At 54.6% G+C, this 18048-nt stretch carries 19 protein-coding genes; all 19 read right to left on the reverse strand.

What is annotated here, in order from left to right; translation table 11 throughout:
• Nucleotides 1-10: 10 nt before the first annotated feature.
• The 19 genes from mgtE to argC all read right to left on the reverse strand — a co-directional run bounded on the left by mgtE (nt 11) and on the right by argC (nt 17973).
• Complete coding sequence (gene mgtE / locus HALTITAN_RS04140) at nt 11-1393, reverse strand: magnesium transporter (RefSeq protein WP_009286337.1); 1383 nt, start codon at nt 1391-1393, stop codon at nt 11-13.
• A gap of 173 nt (nt 1394-1566) precedes the next feature.
• Nucleotides 1567-1995, reverse strand: a complete 429-nt coding sequence (locus HALTITAN_RS04145) for a F0F1 ATP synthase subunit epsilon (protein WP_027958509.1) — start codon at nt 1993-1995, stop codon at nt 1567-1569.
• A 24-nt stretch (nt 1996-2019) separates the two neighbouring features.
• Entirely contained in the window at nt 2020-3399 is a 1380-nt protein-coding gene (gene atpD, locus HALTITAN_RS04150; protein WP_009286338.1) for a F0F1 ATP synthase subunit beta, read from the reverse strand.
• A gap of 73 nt (nt 3400-3472) precedes the next feature.
• Nucleotides 3473-4360: a F0F1 ATP synthase subunit gamma gene (gene atpG / locus HALTITAN_RS04155; protein ID WP_009286339.1), complete on the reverse strand. Its 888-nt coding sequence runs from the start codon at nt 4358-4360 to the stop codon at nt 3473-3475.
• A 68-nt stretch (nt 4361-4428) separates the two neighbouring features.
• The gene (gene atpA, locus HALTITAN_RS04160) at nt 4429-5973 is read right to left on the reverse strand and encodes a F0F1 ATP synthase subunit alpha (RefSeq protein WP_009286340.1); all 1545 of its coding nucleotides are present in this window, start codon (nt 5971-5973) and stop codon (nt 4429-4431) included.
• Between the two features lie 16 nt (nt 5974-5989).
• Entirely contained in the window at nt 5990-6526 is a 537-nt protein-coding gene (locus HALTITAN_RS04165) for a F0F1 ATP synthase subunit delta (RefSeq protein ID WP_027958508.1), read from the reverse strand.
• An 11-nt stretch (nt 6527-6537) separates the two neighbouring features.
• On the reverse strand, nt 6538-7008 hold the full coding sequence (locus HALTITAN_RS04170) for a F0F1 ATP synthase subunit B (RefSeq protein WP_022521052.1): 471 nt from the start codon (nt 7006-7008) through the stop codon (nt 6538-6540).
• Between the two features lie 76 nt (nt 7009-7084).
• Complete coding sequence (gene atpE, locus HALTITAN_RS04175) at nt 7085-7312, reverse strand: F0F1 ATP synthase subunit C (RefSeq protein WP_022521051.1); 228 nt, start codon at nt 7310-7312, stop codon at nt 7085-7087.
• Between the two features lie 76 nt (nt 7313-7388).
• Nucleotides 7389-8216: a F0F1 ATP synthase subunit A gene (gene atpB, locus HALTITAN_RS04180; protein WP_009286341.1), complete on the reverse strand. Its 828-nt coding sequence runs from the start codon at nt 8214-8216 to the stop codon at nt 7389-7391.
• A gap of 32 nt (nt 8217-8248) precedes the next feature.
• Nucleotides 8249-8641, reverse strand: coding sequence for an ATP synthase subunit I (locus HALTITAN_RS04185; RefSeq protein ID WP_022521050.1), 393 nt, complete (start codon nt 8639-8641; stop codon nt 8249-8251).
• Between the two features lie 205 nt (nt 8642-8846).
• Complete coding sequence (locus tag HALTITAN_RS04190) at nt 8847-9776, reverse strand: ParB/RepB/Spo0J family partition protein (RefSeq protein ID WP_009286342.1); 930 nt, start codon at nt 9774-9776, stop codon at nt 8847-8849.
• A gap of 15 nt (nt 9777-9791) precedes the next feature.
• Nucleotides 9792-10559 carry a ParA family protein gene (locus tag HALTITAN_RS04195; RefSeq protein ID WP_009286343.1) on the reverse strand — a complete coding sequence of 256 codons (768 nt, stop codon included), beginning with the start codon at nt 10557-10559 and terminating at the stop codon, nt 9792-9794.
• A gap of 47 nt (nt 10560-10606) precedes the next feature.
• Nucleotides 10607-11266 carry a 16S rRNA (guanine(527)-N(7))-methyltransferase RsmG gene (gene rsmG, locus HALTITAN_RS04200; protein ID WP_009286344.1) on the reverse strand — a complete coding sequence of 220 codons (660 nt, stop codon included), beginning with the start codon at nt 11264-11266 and terminating at the stop codon, nt 10607-10609.
• Complete coding sequence (mnmG, locus tag HALTITAN_RS04205; protein WP_039857846.1) at nt 11263-13167, reverse strand: tRNA uridine-5-carboxymethylaminomethyl(34) synthesis enzyme MnmG; 1905 nt, start codon at nt 13165-13167, stop codon at nt 11263-11265. The genes rsmG and mnmG overlap by 4 nt, the downstream gene beginning before the upstream one ends.
• Before the next feature lie 617 nt (nt 13168-13784).
• Entirely contained in the window at nt 13785-14555 is a 771-nt protein-coding gene (locus tag HALTITAN_RS04210; protein ID WP_022521047.1) for an amino acid ABC transporter ATP-binding protein, read from the reverse strand.
• Between the two features lie 11 nt (nt 14556-14566).
• Nucleotides 14567-15238: an amino acid ABC transporter permease gene (locus HALTITAN_RS04215; RefSeq protein WP_009286346.1), complete on the reverse strand. Its 672-nt coding sequence runs from the start codon at nt 15236-15238 to the stop codon at nt 14567-14569.
• 118 nt (nt 15239-15356) lie between these two features.
• Nucleotides 15357-16133, reverse strand: coding sequence for a transporter substrate-binding domain-containing protein (locus tag HALTITAN_RS04220; protein ID WP_009286347.1), 777 nt, complete (start codon nt 16131-16133; stop codon nt 15357-15359).
• Between the two features lie 161 nt (nt 16134-16294).
• Nucleotides 16295-16648 (reverse strand): iron-sulfur cluster insertion protein ErpA, encoded by a 354-nt coding sequence (gene erpA, locus HALTITAN_RS04225; protein WP_007112206.1) that lies wholly within the window; start codon nt 16646-16648, stop codon nt 16295-16297.
• 290 nt (nt 16649-16938) lie between these two features.
• On the reverse strand, nt 16939-17973 hold the full coding sequence (gene argC / locus HALTITAN_RS04230) for an N-acetyl-gamma-glutamyl-phosphate reductase (RefSeq protein ID WP_009286348.1): 1035 nt from the start codon (nt 17971-17973) through the stop codon (nt 16939-16941).
• Between the last annotated feature and the right edge of the window lie 75 nt (nt 17974-18048).

The following is an 18048-nucleotide window of genomic DNA, read 5'->3' on the forward strand; positions in this document are numbered from 1 at the left end:
TTGTTTCCTCTTATAACCCTGTCAACAGCAGTGTGGCGATGCTGAAGTAGATCACCACCCCAGAAGCATCAATAAGCGTGGTCACCAGCGGTGCCGATGCCGTGGCAGGGTCGACCTTAAAGCGCTCGAGTACGAACGGCAGGCACATCCCCAACAGGCTGCCAAACAGCACGATGGTCACCATGCTCAAGGCGACCACCATTGCCAGCTCTTCTCCCCCGCGCATAATGCCAATAGGCGTTACCGCGATGGCCATGGTGATACCCAGTGACCCGGCGACAAGTAGCTCGCGGCCCAGTAGTTTGCCCCAATCTTTGACGCCAACGTCACCGGTCGCCATGCCGCGCACCATCAACGTGGCTGCCTGAGCCCCGGCGTTACCGCCACTACCGATCAATAACGGTAAAAAGAATACCAGCGCTACCTGGGCGGCAATGGTCTCTTCAAAATAGGCAATCCCGGCCCCCGAAAACAGATTGGCAAAGACCAGCAGTACCAGCCAGAACACGCGCTTACGGTAGAGGCTCCAGAGCTTCACACGGCTTACGCCATCTTCCAGTTGGCCGATCGACATCCCCTTGTGGAAATCCTCTGTCGCCTCGGATTCAGCGACATCCATCGCGTCATCGTGGGTCACGATACCGACCATGCGTTCATCGGCATCGATCACTGGCAGCGCCAACAGGTCATACTTCGCCACAATACGGGCGACATCTTCCTGGGCACTATCAACCCGTGTACTGATGACATCCTTGATCATAATGTCATCAACAATGGCGCCGGGGCGTGCCACCATAAGCTGACGCAGCGACATGGTACCGATCAGTTGTCCGTCGCTATCCAGGATATACAGCTGATAGACCGTTTCCGCATCCGGAGCGGTCTGGCGTACCCTCATCATCGCCTGCGACACCGTCATGCCACTGGCTATGGAGACATAGTCAGAGGTCATGATGGCGCCGGCGGTACCCTCTTCGTAGCTGGCAAGCCGCTTCAGGTCTTCTCGCTCGCGGTGAGCCATGCGACGCAGCAGTGCCTCACGACGGTCTTCGTTGAGAAGATTGAACAGATCGGCACGTTCGTCCGACCCCATTTCTTCGAGCAGCTTGAGAACCTGGCTGTCATCCAGCTTTCCTACCACCTCGAGCTGGCTCTCCCCAGGCAAATAGCCCAGCACATTGGCTGCCCGTTCCGCAGAAAGAATATCCAGAAGGGCGAGCGCCGCAGGCAGCTCTTCGTCATCCTCGATCATCTCTTCGAGCACTTCACCGATATCCGCGGAGCGGGTTTCGGCCAAACGCAAAGAGAGCACCGATTTACTGGGCACTTCCTTGCCCAACTCGTCGAGCAGCTCGGCTTTTAATTCCTGTAGGCTTTCATCATTCAGTGCCATGATTCTCCCCCCTTGCGCTTACAAGCGTCGTGCTGCCGAGCTAATCCATCACCCAGCCCATTCTACTGACCAAACTCATCATACTTACTTATTTGACTGCCAAACAAAAAAACGCCCCTTAAACCCTGGTAGCGGGTTTAAGGGGCGTTGGACACACGCCAAGTGCGTGAGTATTAGCCTTTACCCGCCTTTTTACGCAGCTGCTGAATCGTTCGCAGCTGTGCAACGGCTTCGGCAAGTTCAGCGGCAGCACGAGTATAATCGAGCTCCGATGACTTCTCATTAAAGGCTCTCAGCGCCTGCTGACGCGCTTCTTCGGCAGCGGCCTCGTTGAGGTCGCTGGCACGTGATGCAGAGTCGGCCAGAATCGTCACGACATTCGGCTGGACTTCCATGAAGCCCCCCGAGACAAAGAAGTTCTCTTCCTTGCCGCCATCGTGAATCACGCGTACCGGACCCGGCTGAAGCTCGGTCAGCAGCGGGGCATGACCCGGCAAAACACCCAGGTCACCCATAATCCCGGAAGCAATCACCTGCTCAACGGTACCTGAGAAGATCGATGCTTCAGCGCTGACGATATTGCAAGTAAAGCTATTCGCCATAGCGAATCCCCCTAATGGACGGGATTACTTCTTCATCTGGTTGGCTTTCTCGACGGCTTCGTCGATGGAGCCGACCATATAGAAGGCCTGTTCCGGCATATCGTCGTATTCGCCAGCAAGAATGCCCTGGAAGCCACTGATGGTGTCTTTCAGTGAGACATACTTACCTGGTGAACCGGTAAATACTTCGGCCACGAAGAACGGCTGCGACAAGAAGCGCTGGATTTTACGCGCCCGGGAAACGGCCAACTTGTCTTCGTCAGACAGCTCGTCCATACCCAGAATGGCGATAATATCCTTAAGCTCTTTGTAGCGCTGAAGAACGTTCTGCACACCACGAGCGGTGGCGTAGTGCTCTTCACCGACGACCAGCGGATCCAACTGACGTGAGGTGGAGTCCAACGGATCGATCGCCGGATAGATACCCAGCTCGGCGATAGAACGTGCCAATACCACGGTAGCATCCAGATGCGAGAAGGTGGTCGCCGGCGACGGGTCGGTCAAGTCATCCGCAGGTACGTAAACGGCCTGTACGGAGGTGATTGAGCCGGTTTTCGTCGAGGTAATACGCTCCTGCAGAACGCCCATCTCTTCAGCCAGCGTAGGCTGATAACCTACCGCTGATGGCATACGACCCAACAGTGCCGATACTTCGGTACCCGCCAGGGTGTAACGGTAGATGTTATCGACGAACAGTAGAACGTCGCGGCCTTCATCACGGAATTTCTCAGCAATGGTCAGGCCGGTCAACGCTACGCGCAGACGGTTACCCGGAGGCTCGTTCATCTGACCATAAACCAGCGATACCTTATCGATAACGTTGGATTCAGTCATTTCGTGATAGAAGTCATTACCCTCACGCGTACGCTCACCAACACCGGCGAATACAGAGTAGCCACTGTGCTCGGTGGCGATGTTGCGGATAAGCTCCATCATGTTAACGGTCTTACCGACACCGGCGCCGCCGAATAGGCCAACTTTACCACCCTTAGCGAACGGGCAGACCAAGTCGATAACCTTGATACCGGTTTCCAGCAGCTCGTTAGAAGCTGCTTGGTCGGCATAGCTCGGTGCTTTACGGTGGATCGGCATACGCTCTTGCTCACCGATCGGTCCCGCTTCGTCGATCGGTTCGCCGAGTACGTTCATAATACGGCCCAGCGTTTCCTTACCTACCGGTACGGAAATGGCGGCACCTGTGCTGGTCACGTCCATGCCACGCTTCAAGCCCTCAGTGGAGCCCATGGCGATGGTGCGCACCACGCCGTCGCCCAGCTGCTGCTGGACTTCGAGGATGGTCTCAACATCGGAGACCTTCAGCGCGTCGTAGACCTTGGGCACAGAGTCCCGCGGAAACTCTACGTCAATCACCGCGCCGATGATTTGTACGATACGTCCGCTCATCTTGGTTCCTCTCTAAAACCTGCAAATGAAACCTGTCTGCCGGGAGTCGCTTAAGTAGTCGACTCCCTAGGCGTTATACGGCAGCAGCGCCGCCGACGATCTCAGAAATTTCCTGGGTGATGGCGGCCTGACGGGCCTTGTTGTAGACCATCTCCAGATCGTCGATAAGGCCGCCTGCGTTGTCAGTGGCACTTTTCATAGCGATCATTCGGGCGGCTTGTTCGCAAGCGCCGTTTTCCACTACCGCCTGATACACCTGCGATTCGATGAAACGAACCAGCAGGCTATCGAGCAACGCCTTGGCATCCGGTTCATACAGGTAGTCCCAGCTTCCGGGACGGGCGTTTTCGTCGTCTTGCTCAGCGTCTGCGCCCATATCAGGCGACAGCGGAAGAAGCTGACGAACCACTGGCTTTTGGGTCATGGTGTTCACAAACTCGTTGTGCACCACGTAAAGCCGGTCGAGACGTCCTTCATCGTACGCTTCGAGCATGACCTTAATACTGCCAATCAGACCTTCAACGGTCGGGGCTTCGCCTAAACCACTCTTCGCCGCCACCAAATTGCCACCGTAGTTGCGGAAAAAGGTGCTGGCCTTAGCGCCCAAAGCGCAAAAATCCTGCTCTGCGCCCTGCTTTTTCCACTCGCTGGCCTGTTTAAGTAAGGCTTTGAAGAGGTTGTGGTTCAAGCCACCGCACAGACCACGGTCTGTAGAGACCACAATGTAACCAACGCGCTTAACCTCGCTACGCTCGACCATATAGTCGTGCCTGTACTCGGGGTTCGCGTCGGCAATGTGGCCGACCACATTGCGGATCTGCTTAGCGTAAGGCTGACTAGCTCTCATCAGATCTTGCGCTTTACGCATTTTAGATGCAGCCACCATTTCCATGGCGCTGGTGATCTTCTGCGTATTTTTAATGCTCCCGATCTGGGTGCGTATCTCTTTTGCAGCTGCCATAGCGATCTACCCTTCGTTCGTGGCTCTCAGAAAGCATGCAAACCCGTCCATCACAGACGGGCTAGACATTACCAGCTCTGAGTCGCCTTGAACTTCTCGAGACCCGACTTCAAGCTGTCTTGAATCTCACCATTGTAGTCGCCGCTCTGGTTGATCTTGTCGAGTAGATCAGCGTGCTCAGACTTCATGTAGTCATGCAAGGCACGCTCGAAGTCCAGCACCTTGTTCACTTCGACATCATCCAGGAAGCCTTCGTTGGCGGCATACAGCGACAGCGCCATTTCAGCGATCGACATCGGCGAGTACTGGTTCTGCTTCATCAGCTCGGTGACACGTTGGCCGTGCTCAAGCTGCTTACGCGTGGCTTCGTCAAGATCAGAGGCAAACTGCGAGAACGCCGCCAGTTCACGGTACTGAGCCAGCGCCAGACGGACACTACCGCCGAGCTTCTTGATGATTTTGGTCTGCGCCGAACCACCTACACGAGAAACCGATAGACCGGCGTTAATCGCCGGACGAATACCCGAGTTAAACAGGTTGGTTTCCAGGAAGATCTGACCATCGGTGATCGAGATCACGTTGGTCGGTACAAACGCGGAGACGTCGCCGCCCTGGGTTTCGATGATCGGCAGCGCGGTCAAGGAACCGGTTTTGCCTTTCACTTCGCCGTTGGTGAACTTCTCAACGTAGTCGACATTAACTCGTGCAGCACGCTCAAGTAGACGCGAGTGGAGATAGAAGACGTCACCAGGATAGGCTTCACGACCCGGCGGGCGACGCAGCAGCAGCGATACCTGGCGGTAGGCGACGGCCTGCTTGGAGAGGTCGTCATACACAATCAGCGCGTTCTCGCCGCGGTCGCGGAAGTATTCGCCCATGGTGCAGCCAGAGTAAGCGGCCAGGAACTGCATGGGAGCCGGATCGGCAGCGCCAGCGGCGACGACGATGGTGTGCTCCATGGCGCCGTGCTCTTCAAGCTTGCGTACCACGTTGGCAATGGTCGACTGCTTCTGGCCAATCGCCACGTAGACACAGGTCACGCCTTTGCCTTTCTGGTTGATGATCGCATCAATGGCAATGGCGGACTTACCGATTTGACGGTCACCGATGATCAGCTCACGCTGACCACGACCGATCGGCACCATGGCATCGATCGATTTCAGACCGGTTTGAATCGGCTCATCGACGGACTGACGGGTAATAACGCCCGGCGCCACTTTCTCAACGGCGTCGGTCATGGTGGTGTTAATGTCGCCTTTACCATCAATGGGGTTACCCAGCGCATCGACCACACGACCAATCAGCTCAGGGCCTACCGGCACTTCGAGAATACGACCGGTACACTTGGCGGTCATGCCCTCTTCGAGCTGCAGGTAGTCACCCAGCACTACGGCACCCACGGAGTCACGCTCCAGGTTGAGTACCATGCCAAAGATGCTGTTGGGGAATTCGATCATTTCACCAAACATCGCGTCTTCGAGGCCGTGAATTTTCACGATACCGTCGGAAACGGTCACGATGGTGCCCTGATTATGGGCTTCGGATGCGACGTCAAGCTTTTCAATTCGCTGCTTGATGATGTCGCTGATCTCGGAAGGATTCAGTTGCTGCATGCCATGTCCCTCAGACTCAAGCGGTTAGCGCTTCGGAAAGGCGGTTCAATCGACCACGTACGGAGCCGTCAATAACGGTATCGCCAGCACGCAGGATGACACCGCCAATAAGCGACTTGTCCACCTGAGTAGTAATAGAGATTTCGCGATTCAGACGTTTCTTAAGCGCGTTCGCTAGTTTGGTCTTCTGCTTACTATCTAACTTGTAAGCAGAGGTGACGTTCACTTCAACCCGCTGCTCGTGTTCGGCACGCAGGTGCTCGAACTGATCAGCAATGGAGGCCAACGCCATCAGGCGGCCCTGGTCAGCCAAAACAGTCAAAAATCGCTGTAAAGCCTCATCCTGTTGCTCAGGAATAAGCTCGACAAGCAGCGACACTTTTTGCTCGCTGTCTAATTTGGGACTGCTTAGCCGATGGCGCACGACGTCATCTGCTACCGCAACACTTAAAAAACCTAGCGCTTGTGACCAACTATCAAGCGCCTCATGATCACGCGCGTATTCAAACGCTGCCTTAGCGTAAGGACGAGCGACGGTAAGTAATTCCGCCATGGTTCACCTCCTTACAGTTCAGCAGCAAGCTCATCGAGTAACTTGCGATGGGCTTGTTCGTCGACCGACGCTTCAAGAACACGCTCGGCACCCATAACGGCGAGATAAGAGACCTGGGCACGAAGTTCATCCTTAGCGCGATTCACTTCTTGCTCAATCTCGGAACGTGCACTCGCTACTAGGCGTTCGCCTTCGGCGCGGGCCTGTTCGCGGGCTTCTTCAACTATCTGGGCAGAGCGTTTGTTGGCCTGCTCAAGAATCTGAGAAGCTTGCTCCTTGCTTTCGCGCAGCGTCTGCTCCGCCCGCTCTTGAGCAAGCTCAAGATCACGGTTAGCACGGCTGGCTGCATCCAAGCCATCAGCAATTTTTTTCTGACGCTCATGAAGCGCGTTGCTGATCGGAGGCCACACATACTTTAAGCAAAACCAGACAAAGATCGCGAAGGCGATCGTCTGCCCGATTAGCGTCATGTTGATATTCACAGGAATGTACCTCTGACAAGTTCGTGGCGACCGGAGTGAAACAAAACCGAGCGCTTAACGCTCGGCTGAGCTGTCATTAACCGGCAACAACGAAGATCAGGTACATTGCGATACCAACACCGATCATCGGAACGGCATCCAACAGACCTGCCATTAGGAAGGTTTTGGTTTGCAGTTGGTCGCCCAGTTCAGGCTGACGCGCTGTAGATTCCAGCAGCTTACCACCCAAAATAGCGAAGCCAATGCCGGTACCTAGAGCGCCGAGACCGATCATGATGGAAGCGGCAATGTAGATAAGTTCCATGGTAATGCTCCTAGTTTTTCAAGTTAAAGGTCGAGGGTTGAGGTTAAGGGTTAATGTGTTTCAAGCATTGCTCGGATTAGTGATGCTCGTGTGCAGCGCTTAGATACACCACGGACAGCACTGTAAAGATGAAAGCTTGTAGTACGACGATCAAAATATGGAAAATGGCCCACGGCACATCCAGCACCCAGATAGCCCAGAACGGCAGCATGGCGATCAAAATAAAGATCACTTCGCCGGCAAACATGTTGCCGAACAGACGCATCGCCAAACTAAACGGTTTAACCAGCAGCGCGACAATTTCCAGCAGGAGGTTAAAGGGAATCAGCGCCCAGTGGTTAAACGGGGTCAATGACAGCTCTTTGGCGAAACCACCCACGCCTTTAACCTTAAAGCTGTAGTAAAGGATCAGTCCGAATACCCCTAATGCCAAACCCAGCGTGGCGTTCACATCGGTGGTGGGGACAATTTTCATGTAGTCCACGCCCAGCTTGCTGAACAGCACGGGGAAGTAGTCGACCGGAATAATTTTGAGCGTGTTCATGAACAGAATCCACACGAACAACGTCAACGCGAGGGGGGCGATGATCGGGTTATGCCCTTTAAATGTCCCCTTGATCATGTCCTCGACAAACTCTACGACCATCTCAACGGCATTTTGCAGACCACTGGGTACTCCCGTGGTGGCCATTTTGCCCGCTTTGCGGAAAATCCAGATAAACAGCAACCCCATGGCAATCGACCAGCCCATGGTATCCAGGTGAATGGCCCAAAAGCCCATTTCACTTGCTTCTTCTGCTGAATGCGCCAGCGACCAGCCGTTCTCAGGATGATTGCCAAAGGTCAAATTCTGCAAGTGGTGCTGGATATAGTAAGTCGTTGAGACTTCGTTTCCTGCGGCCATGGATGTGTCACCTCAATCAGTTGTGCAATTTTCTAGGCATTAGCGTTTTTTGGCATTAACCAAGGCGTAAGCCAATGCGTTAGAACAACTGCAACATAAGCATAAAAAAAGAAAGTAGGGTTTGAGGGGGGCGCTGCCACGAACACTGCAACAAACAGTGCCACCGTCAAACCAAACTTGCCTGCCTCGGCGCGAAACAGGCGCATCGCTGCCTTTGAAGGGCTACTCGCGCGTAAAACCCCCATTCGTTTGATAAAAAAGGCGTGCGGTAATAAGGCTACCAGCGCCCCTTTAAAAACCGATGACACGCCTTCTAAATCGGCGACTAGATAGGCGGCCAACATACCAACGAAGGTGATCATCAGTTGCGCGATCGTGAGCCGAACGATGTAGGCTTTTCGACGCTGGGTTTCGTATCGCTGCATACCGGCCCAGCCTCACTGATAAAAACCAATACCTCGACCAGCTAATAGCTAGACAAACCAAGGCAACCTGCACAAATCTTGCGCGATTATAGGGAAGCGCTATCACACCTTCAACCGAAGTCGCACCGATTTTGCCCGCTTAAGGGCTGATTTGCGACCAAAGGGGGAAAACGTGTGCGCTTCTTACGTGATATTGAATAGCCTGCTATTTAATATGATTCAAGATGCCATCCAATTCTTCGAGGCTGGTATAACGTATCGTTAACTTACCTTTGCCTTTTTGACCATGATCAATGGAGACAGGCGCACCGAGCAGTTCGCCAAGATGTGTTTCAAGCTTGGCCACATCGGGCTGCTTGCTTTGACGGTTAGGCGTTTTGGTTGGTGTTTGACTGGTTTGGACTTTTTTCACCAGCGCTTCGGTGGCCCGCACCGTCATATCGTTATTGACCACCTCATGAGCCACCTGCCGCTGCTGGGTGCTGTTCAGCGTCAGCAAAGCTCTTGCGTGGCCCATATCCAGGTCACCCCGTTCGAGCAGGGTTTGCACTTCCGGATCTAGCGCCAGCAGGCGCAACAGGTTGGCTACCTGGGTGCGCGATTTACCCACTGCGTCGGCAATCTGCTGCTGGGTAAGCTCAAACTCTTCGCCCAGGCGCTTGAGCGCCATGGCTTCTTCGATGGCGTTGAGGTTTTCACGCTGAATGTTTTCGATCAGCGCCAGCGCCAGGGCAACTTCATCGCTGACTTCCCGGATCACCGCCGGGATAACGTCTAGCTCAGCAAGTTGGGCTGCCCGCCAGCGACGCTCACCGGCAATAATTTCGTAGCGATCCACGCCAATTGGACGCACGACGATGGGCTGCATCACGCCCTGGGCGCGAATGGAGTCTGCCAGCTCTTCTAGCGCTTCGGGCTGAATATCCCGGCGCGGCTGATATTTACCTCGCGTTAATTGCCCTAACGGCAGACGTTCAAGGCGATCTTCGCTAACGTCATCGGCCGCGGCACTACGCGCGGCGTCAGAAAGCTCCAACGGGGTGCCGCTACCGGCAAGTTCTAAGCTGTCACGGCGACGGGCACCGGCACCAATCAGGGCATCCAGGCCACGTCCCAGCGCGGGTTTACGCGTCATTCGCTTTTCCTCATTTTATAACGCTAGGCGACGAATCATCTCTTTCGCCAACACACGATAGGCCTGGCTACCACGGGAGAACCGGGCATATTGCGTAACGGGTAATCCGTGGCTCGGCGCTTCGGCAACTTTGACGTTGCGAGGAATGGTCGTTTTCAACAGCATGTCGCCAAAATAGTCACGCAACTGCTTATCCACTTCCCGCGTTAAGCTGGTGCGCTTGTCATACATAGTGCGCAAAATGCCCGCAATGGCAAGATCAGGATTCACATTTTGCTTAATCTGCTCAACGGTATCGAGCAGGGCCGACAGCCCCTCCAGGGCGTAAAATTCGCACTGAAGAGGGATCAGCACGCTATCGGAAGCCGTTAATGCATTCACGGTTAGCATGTTCAAAGAGGGCGGGCAGTCGATCAACACTACGTCATAGGCATCCGAGACCGAAGCTAGTGCGTTGGTTAAGCAGCTCTCGCTTTTATCGCGATCTAGCAGCTCGACTTCGGCGGCGGTGAGATCACCGTTACCCGGCAGTACGTCGTACTTGACCGCCAGCTTTTTGACAATCGTATCAGCGGCCGTTGCTTCGCCCAGTAGAACGTCAAGCACGCTTTTATCGAGCTCGTATTTATCGATGCCGCTGCCCATGCTGGCATGGCCTTGGGGGTCAAGATCCACCAGCAGTACGCGACGGTCGAGCGCAGCGAGACTGGCCGCCAGGTTAACGGCCGAGGTGGTCTTGCCCACGCCGCCTTTTTGGTTGGTCAGGGCAATGATCTGGCTCACTTACTCAACTCCTTCTGGGGGTCAGAATCAACGTTCAGCTTTCACATTTAGCTTTCAACATCCAAGATCAGCAGCTGCCGCTGGGCCGCTTCAAAGGGTACTTCCAATAGGTGACGCTGATATAAACGTATACCGGCGGGCAGGTCGCGCAGTTCATCATCCGCCCCCGGGCCTTTCATGGCTAACCACTGGCCATCGGCGCTGGGTAGCTGGCGGGTCAAGGTGACAAAATCGACCAAGCTGGCAAATGCTCGGGAAATCACCTGATCAAAAGCGGCGGCTTCAAACTGTTCCACCCGCGCCTGTACGGGAGTGACGTTTTCAAGCCCTAACTCCATTACCGCCTGACGCTGAAAGCGCACCTTTTTGCCATTACTATCCAGCAGTGTTACATCAAGCTGGGGGGCTAATATCGCTAATACGATACCTGGAAGCCCAGGACCCGCACCTACATCCAGTAGCCGCGGCCCCTGCACATAGGGCAACACAGCGGCGCTATCCAACACATGACGCGACACCATGTCGTCCACATCGCGCACCGCTGTGAGGTTATAAGCCCGATTCCACTTGTGCAACAGTGCCAATAAGCCTAGCAGCTGTTGGCGTTGATGTTCGTCAACGGCGATGCCTAATTGGGTAAGGCCTTGATCGAGCCGTGGTGCAACGCTTGTAGGTAGCGTCTTCAACAGTGGGTTCAACGAACTCATCCGTTAACTACCTCAGCTGCGGCTACCAACCGGCGCTTTTTCAGATGCACCAGCAAAATAGAGACGGCCGCCGGTGTAACGCCTGAAATCCGCGCCGCATGAGCAAGCGTTTCCGGCCGCGCTTCAGCCAGCTTTTGGCGAATTTCGTTAGACAAACCTTCGACTTTTAAATAATCCAGCTCCGCAGGCAGTGGCGTGGCTTCGTGGCGCTTGAGTTTATCGATCTCATGCTGCTGACGATCGATATAGCCTTGGTACTTAGCCTGAATCTGCACCTGCTCGGCGACTGCTGGGTCAGTGACCAGGGTGCCCTCAATGCCGGGCAGATTGGCCAAATCGCTGTAATTCAATTCAGGGCGTTTAAGCAGATCACTCAAGCAATACTCGCGAGTGAGCGGTGCCCCGGTTTTTTCGGCCACTTGCTCAGCCGCTGGGCTTCCCGGTTGTATCCACAGGGTGCTTAGCCGCGCGCTCTCTTGTTCGATAGCCTCGCGTTTTTGGCTAAACGCTGCCCAGCGCGTGTCGTCGACAAGACCCAATTCCCGGCCCGCTTCGGTTAAGCGCAAATCCGCGTTGTCTTCCCGCAACAGCAGGCGGTACTCCGCACGGGAAGTAAACATCCGGTAGGGCTCTTTGGTACCCATAGTGATCAGATCATCAACCAGTACACCGAGATAGGCTTCATCGCGGCGGGGATACCAGGCGTCCAGCTCCTGAGCGCGGCGGGCGGCATTCAGGCCTGCGAGCAAACCTTGAGCACCGGCTTCTTCGTAGCCGGTAGTGCCGTTGATTTGACCGGCAAAAAACAGGTTGTGGATAAATTTAGTTTCCAGCGAGTGTTTTAAGTCTCGTGGGTCAAAAAAGTCGTACTCAATGGCGTAGCCAGGCCGGGTGATATGGGCGTTTTCCAAGCCTTTGATGGAACGCACCACCTGAATCTGCACGTCAAAGGGCAGCGAAGTCGAGATACCGTTGGGGTAGAGCTCATGGGTATCCAAGCCTTCGGGTTCGATAAACACCTGGTGGCTGGATTTATCGGCAAAGCGATGAACCTTGTCTTCTATCGATGGGCAGTAACGTGGCCCAATCCCTTCGATGACGCCGGAATACATCGGCGAGCGATCAAGATTGGCCAGAATCAGATCGTGGGTGTGCTGATTGGTGTGAGCAATGTGGCAACTCACCTGCTGAGGGTGCATCTCCCGCGATCCCAGGTAGGACATAACCGGCGTTGGGCTATCACCGGGCTGCTCTTCCAACTGGGAAAAATCCACGCTTTTGGCATCGATGCGCGGCGGCGTACCGGTTTTTAGGCGGTCAACCCGAAACGGGAGGGCGCGCAGACGTTCAGCCAGCGCGTTGGAAGGCGGGTCGCCCGCTCGGCCGCCTTTGCTTTGATCCAAACCAATATGAATCACGCCACCCAAAAATGTCCCGGTACACAGCACGACGCTGTCGGCATGAAAACGAATGCCGGTTTCCGTGACGACGCCTCGTACGGTGTCGTTATCCACAATCAGATCACCAGCGGCTTGCTGGAAAATCGTTAAGTTGGGCTGGTTTTCCAGCATTCCGCGGATCGCTGACTTGTAACGGATGCGGTCAGCCTGGGCACGGGTGGCCCGAACGGCGGGCCCTTTGCTGGCATTGAGCACACGAAACTGGATACCACCCAAGTCCGTGGCAAGCCCCATGGCGCCGCCCAGTGCATCAATTTCCTTGACCAAGTGACTTTTGCCGATGCCGCCAATCGCGGGATTACACGACATTTGGCCCAGAGTTTCGATGTTATGGGTGAGCAGCAGGGTCTGACAGCCCATGCGAGCAGAGGCCAGTGCGGCTTCAGTTCCCGCATGGCCACCGCCGATGACAATCACGTCAAAGCGGTCGGGGTAATTCAAGAGACACCTCGTCTTGTGCCTGTCGGCACGGATGATGTGGCCAATGCAGTCGATTCTAGACGCAGCCACCTTAGATCAATGAGTCGGCAAGTATAAACCCCCTGTGGGTAACCGTCAGGTTTTTCCACACCTCAAATCGCTAAACCGCCTCTATTAATAACAACATAAATATAAAATAAGAGAAGTTCTGTAAATGTTGTAACTACTAGTGTGGACAATTTCTGTGTATAAGCGATTAATTATTAATTATTTCATCAACTTATATTGTTGACTTCTACATGTTTGAAGGCGGGAGTGCCTGGGTAGAAAGGGTGCTAAGCCTGTGGATGAAATAGCGCCTTATCCACAGATGCAATTGGCCACGGCTTATCCACCGGCCAGTACCTGGGTTGTTACCGCAGCTGTGAACAAGCAACGTTGGGTGTGGAGCTAACGCTGAGAGACGCCCATGGTAGGCCTTGCGGAGATAAAAACGATTAATGTAAAAAAAGTTTATCCACAGGCAAAAAAATGGCCTGTCGTGTCGACAGGCCGGTAAAAAAGCGTCATTTCGCATTAGCGAACGCGTTATTTAGGTGCCAAGCGCAGGTCTACGCGAGGGCATTGAGTGTTCACATCTAGTGTTTAAGCACCCGCGCAAGGAAGGATTGAGTACGTTCATGTTGCGGTGAATCGAACAGTTTTTCCGGGTGTCCCTGCTCGGTAATCTCGCCTTTATGGATAAAAATCACCCGGTCGGCAACCTCACGGGCAAAGCCCATTTCATGGGTAACAATCACCATGGTCATGCCCTCTTTGGCCAGTTCACGCATGGCATCGAGCACTTCACCGATCATTTCCGGGTCAAGCGCCGATGTGGGCTCGTCAAATAGCATCAGCCGGGGTTCCATGGCCAAGGCACGAGCGAGCGCCACACGCTGCTGCTGGCCGCCTGAGAGCTGGCTGGGGTACTTATCGGCCTGGTCGGCGATACCCACCCGGTCAAGCAAACGTTTGGCATTGCTGACCGCGTCGTCACGGCTTAAACCGCGCACTTTCATCGGCGCCAGTGTGACATTATCGATGACGCTGAGATGGGGAAACAGGTTGAATTGCTGAAAAACCATGCCCACTTCGGTGCGGATGGTTTGCAGTGCTTGGGTGCTCTTTCCATAGGGCAGCAGTTCATTGTCATCGACCACCAGACTGCCTGATTGGAACTCTTCCAGGCCGTTAATACAGCGAATCAGCGTCGATTTACCTGAGCCACTGGCGCCGATGATCACGACAACTTCACCGGGCACAATCGTAAGGTCAATATCGTTGAGTACGTGCAGGCTGCCAAAGTGCTTGTTGAGCTGCTGCATACGCACAATTGGTTGCGTTGTGTTGTTCAATGTCTCGCTCATTGCGCGTGTCCTTATTGTCCGGCCAGGCCTCTGCGCTCAAGTTGGCGCAGGATGATGGAGAGCGTCCAGGTGATCGCCAGATACATCAGGGCGACCATAAAGTAGACCTCAAGGGCCGTGAAGGTGGTGGCGATATAGATCTGCCCTTGGCGCACCAGCTCACTGACGCCAATCACTGAAAACAGGGAGGTATCTTTGATACTGATGATGCCCTGGTTACCAAGAGGCGGGATCATGCGCCGAAACGCCTGGGGCCAGATAACGTAGCGAAACGCCTGAGTGCGGGAAAGGCCCAGAGAGAGCGAAGCTTCCCCTTGACCGCGCTCAATTGACTGCACACCGCCACGCACGATTTCAGAGATGTAAGCGCCGGAATTAACGGCGATCGCGGCAATACCGGCGACCAGGGCGTTAATTGGCCCACCCAGCAGTTGTGGTAAGCCGTAAAAAATAAACAGTACTTGAACCAGAATCGGCGTGCCGCGGAACACTTCGACATAAATGATGGCCGGCCAGCGTAGCCAGCGCAGGGGGCTAATGCGTAACAGGCCAAAGAATATGCCGATAAAAAAACCAATGGCCAAGCCGCCAAATGAGATAAGTAGCGTCCAGGGAATACCCGGCAGCAGGTAAGGGATAGACCCAAACGCCGCCGACCAATCAAACTGAAAATTGACGTCCACGCGTAGACTCCTGAAACAAAAAAGCAGTTGGCAAAAAACACATGATCAACGCAGCAGGGCCGGGGGTTTTGGCCACCCGGCCCTGTAATGGCGTTACGCTATTATAGAGGTTTTACACTCACTCTTCGCTGGGGGCTTCACCAAACCATTTGGTGTAGATCTCATCGTAAGTGCCGTCTTCTTTCATCGCGGCGAGCGCTTCGTTGGTGGGTTCCACCCACTCGCTGCCTTTGTGGAAGACGATGCCGTACTGCTGACCTTCATATAGCGGGCCAACAACCTTGGTACGGCCTTCGCCACGGGTTTGCGAGAAGTAGGCAACGTTAGGGGCGTCATAGAGCACCGCGTCAACGTTGCGGCCTAGCAGCGCCATGTACATGTCGGCAGTACCCGGGAAGGGGGTGATGTCAGCATCTTCGCCAAGCTCTTGCTGCAGGTAGTCGTAGCTGGTGGAACCAATTTTGGTACCAACGGCGAGATCCTGAAGGTCTTCTAGTGTTTCGACGCTGTCATTGTCGGCACGCACAATAATGCGAAGACCGGAATCGTAGTAGGGGTCGGAGAAGTCGACAACTTCGGCACGCTCTTCCGTAATGGTGGTACCGGCAATGGCGATTTCCTGGCTGCCGGTTTGCACGGCGGGAATGATGCCGGAGAACTCCATGGTCGTGAGGTTGACTTCAAAACCTGCGCGTTCGGCGACTTCGTTGATGATATCCATATCGAAGCCGACCATTTCGCCGGTCTCTTGATCCATCATTTCAAACGGCACAAAGCTTGGGTCAGTGGCCACGTTCACCGATGGCGTTTGGGCCATGGCGGCAGTGGCGCTGCCCAATCCCAGTGCAAGCGCCAGCGTTGTTTTGGTTAGGCTGAGTGGTAGTGCTATTTTCATAAGTTTCCCCGTGCTTTATATGGCTGATGGCGGGTTACAAAGCGGTTTTTTACCGTTTGATGCTCTTTATAAACCGTTATTTAAGCCGTTGTTGACCTATTAACCTTGGCGAGAAACCGTCAGGGCGTCAAGTCACGGGGAGCGCTGCGGGCCAACGCTGTTTAGACCATAAAGGAGGCGCCGCAGCCGCAGGTGGTGGTGGCATTAGGATTTTGAACGCGAAAACGTGCGCCCGCCAGGCCCTCTTCGTAGTCGACGGTGGAGCCTACCAAGTATTGGTAGGAGAGGGGGTCAACCACTAGGGCTGCGTTACCGAACTCTATTACGGTGTCATCGTCGGCGACGTTTTCGGCAAAGTCGAAACCGTACTGAAAACCTGAACAGCCGCCACCAGTTACATAGACCCGCAGTTTAAGGGATGGGTTATTTTCTTCTGCAATCAGCGCATTAATACGTTTTCGTGCGCTATCAGAGAGCAGTAGTGGAGTAGGAACAAAGGCTTCTGCACCGCTCATGGGTACCTCCCGCGAGCTTTAAGAACGAATAAATCGGCATTGGGGGATGATTATGGGTAATTCCCAGCAAATTGGTCAACTATTGCTGGGAATTAGTTAGGAACGTCTAGGTTAGCTACCGATCCCCTCGGTGGCGAGGATAGGTTTGCGCGAGGGCGCTGTGAACCCGTCCATGGGCGCTACTTTCGACATCCATGTCGAAAGACCCTCGCTCCAACCTGCCCTCGCACCACGTTAACTGCCTTGGTAAAGAAACCTTTTGAAGTACCCTCTGCATACTGGTATCTGGTTCAAGGCATCAGCGCAGGGGCGGTGAGTCCTGTGTTCTCGTCAAAGCCAAACATTAAGTTGAGGTTTTGGATTGCTTGGCCTGAAGCGCCTTTGACCAGGTTATCGATCACTGAGAGCACGACGACGGTGTTGCCATTGCCCGGCCGGTGCACTGCCAAGCGGCAGGTGTTGATGCCTTTGACACTGCGCGTTTCAGGGTGGCTCCCCGCGGGCATCACATCGACAAAGGGTTCGTCGGCGTAGCGCTGCTCAAAGAGTGTCTGCAGGTCGCCCGGCTCAGCGGTTAGCTGGCCGTAGAGTGTGGAGTGAATGCCGCGAATCATCGGCGTTAGGTGGGGCACAAAGGTTAAACCCACTGTGGATTGCTGGATATCCCTAAGTCCTTGGCTAATTTCCGGCAGGTGGCGGTGGCCCGAAGCGCCGTAGGCCTTCATCGACTCGCTGGCTTCGGCAAGCAGTGAACCCACTTTAGCGCCACGGCCTGCGCCGGTAACGCCGGATTTGCAGTCAGCAATGAGTTGGCTTGGGTCGATCAAACCCGCTTCCAGAAGCGGCAGGTAGCCCAACTGAACGCTGGTGGGGTAGCAACCGGGAACCGCAATTAAACGTGCGTTTTTGATTTTCTCTCGGTGCATTTCCGGCAGCCCGTATACTGCCTCTTGCAACAATTCCGGGGCACCGTGGGCCTGGCCGTACCAGCGGCTCCACTCGTCAGCATCGCGCAGCCGGAAATCGGCCGATAGATCAATCACCCGAGTGCCGTTTTCGAGTAGCTCACCGGCTAGGGCATGGGCAACGCCATGGGGTGTGGCAAAAAATACCGCATCCATGTCGCCCAGCTGTTTGGCGTCCGGCTCGCTAAACGCCAAGGTGTCGTAATGGCCGCGCAGGTTGGGGTACATATCGCACACCTTGACGCCGGTTTCCGAGCGCGAGGTAATCATGGCTACGTTGACTTGGGGGTGCTGGGCGAGTAGCCGCAGTAGTTCAACGCCGGTGTAACCTGTACCGCCAACAATGCCGACCTTAATCACAAATCACTCCTTACGGATGCTGCTGAGTAGAAAACCAAATTCGCTATTAGCTTAAGCATAGGACACCAAGCTGTT

The organism is Vreelandella titanicae BH1, assembly GCF_000336575.1.
Classification (GTDB): Bacteria; Pseudomonadota; Gammaproteobacteria; order Pseudomonadales; family Halomonadaceae; genus Vreelandella; species Vreelandella titanicae.